The sequence below is a fragment of the Acinetobacter sp. WCHA39 genome, from assembly GCF_002165385.1.
Taxonomy (GTDB): domain Bacteria; phylum Pseudomonadota; class Gammaproteobacteria; order Pseudomonadales; family Moraxellaceae; genus Acinetobacter.
The window spans coordinates 1-1,494 of the sequence record NZ_NHRP01000077.1 but is presented as its reverse complement, the minus strand read 5'-3'; the positions used below and the strand labels follow the sequence as shown (position 1 = coordinate 1,494).

Annotated in this window: 1 protein-coding gene; it reads right to left on the bottom strand. The window is 28.8% G+C overall.

Annotated features, from left to right (window positions below; genetic code table 11):
- Positions 1-57: 57 nt before the first annotated feature.
- Positions 58-1,029, bottom strand: coding sequence for a hypothetical protein (locus CDG56_RS16640; protein WP_205666502.1), 972 nt, complete (start codon positions 1,027-1,029; stop codon positions 58-60).
- Positions 1,030-1,494: the final 465 nt, after the last annotated feature.

Genomic DNA, 1,494 nt, shown 5'->3' with positions numbered 1-1,494 from the left:
TACCCCAACAAAACAAGGTGGCTTAACTAGAGCGGAATATCACTTATAAATACGCTTTTAGTTGTTCAAACAAGTGGGACCACCTCTGTTATTAGCTTCATACTTAGATTCTTTACTTTGCAAAATATTCATTGTTTCTTTAAAAATTTCTTTGAAAGAAACAATGCAAATATCTTTACGATCAGATTTTTCCGAAAGTAACCAGAGAAGGTCGGTATAACTTATTGGAAGGCCTTCATTAGCCTTTTTTATAAAATTCTCTTTTTTCTCAGTGTAATTCATTAAATAGTTTGAGAAGTTTAAACCACGAGAAGTAGAAGGCTCTTCAGGACTTAATTTTATAGCTGCAAATGTAGCCATTAGAGTTAAAAGGCTACGACTAGGATTGGTCCATATACCTTTATGTCTATTGATTCTATTGAATTTTTCATTTTCCCACTGAAAGTTTCTAGAATTTAATTTTTTTTGAAATATCCAACCTAAACATATTGGTTCAATATCACTGAACAGTAACTGGTGAGCTAATATATCTAAATGAGCAAGAACAGAATAAAGGCTTAAACCAAATACAGTCTGTGCAAGAATATCTGGATCATTAAGGCTAATACTTTCTTTCCAAAAATCATCTAAAGTATGATCTTGAATTTTTAAAGATCCTAAATTAGAGAAAAAAATCTTTAACTTATTAAAGTTCTGCTGATTTAAATCATTATTAAGATCATCAACTAACTGAATATGCTCCCAAAATAATGAAAACTTAGCTTCATTCGAAAAGCGGATAACTCTAAAGAACTCAGTAAAATTGATTTTATGTTTAGTAATCTCTTCTATGTCATTATTTAATAAATTCAAATTATTGAATAACTTATCTGTTACCTTTAATACTGCATTTTTTTGATCTTGGGTCAAGTCACTAAACTCAATATTACTTAAATGATCAATTTTCTTGATTTCATTTTTTATTAGGGTTGTCTGCCTTTTATCTATGTTAAGAATAATCTGATTTATAAAAGAGGTGATAAGTGTCATTGAATTATCTACTTTATTGTCTCGATCTTAGGTTAATTTACTATTAAACTTTTTAAAATCAATATAATAAACACCATACAAAATACTTGAATTTATTTTGCAATGACTTAATAAAGGAAAAAATTGTCCAGTTAAAATATAAGTAGATGTTTAAGAGGTTATTGATTTGGCAATAGAGCCCTACACCAATATCTTAAATGTACAAATTTAACGTGCTTAAATATCAATACTCTGAATATACTGATAATTACATAGGCTTGATTGATACATCTTATTAAGTTCATCAAATATTCTAGGATGTACTATTAAGTCCATACCTCTCAATGTGTATGTATCAGCCCCTATTTGCTTTCCTCGTACTTCCCATGATCTTAATCTAAGAAATTCCGGCAGAGTAAAACTTGAAGTGCGACATAAACCACCTAATTAATTTAAAGGGTTTATGGAGTATATAAAATTGTCATA

Excerpts from the sequence above, each read along its gene's own strand:
- CDG56_RS16640 (WP_205666502.1), bottom strand. The coding sequence starts at position 1,029 with ATGACACTTATCACCTCTTTTATAAATCAGATTATTCTTAACATAGAT.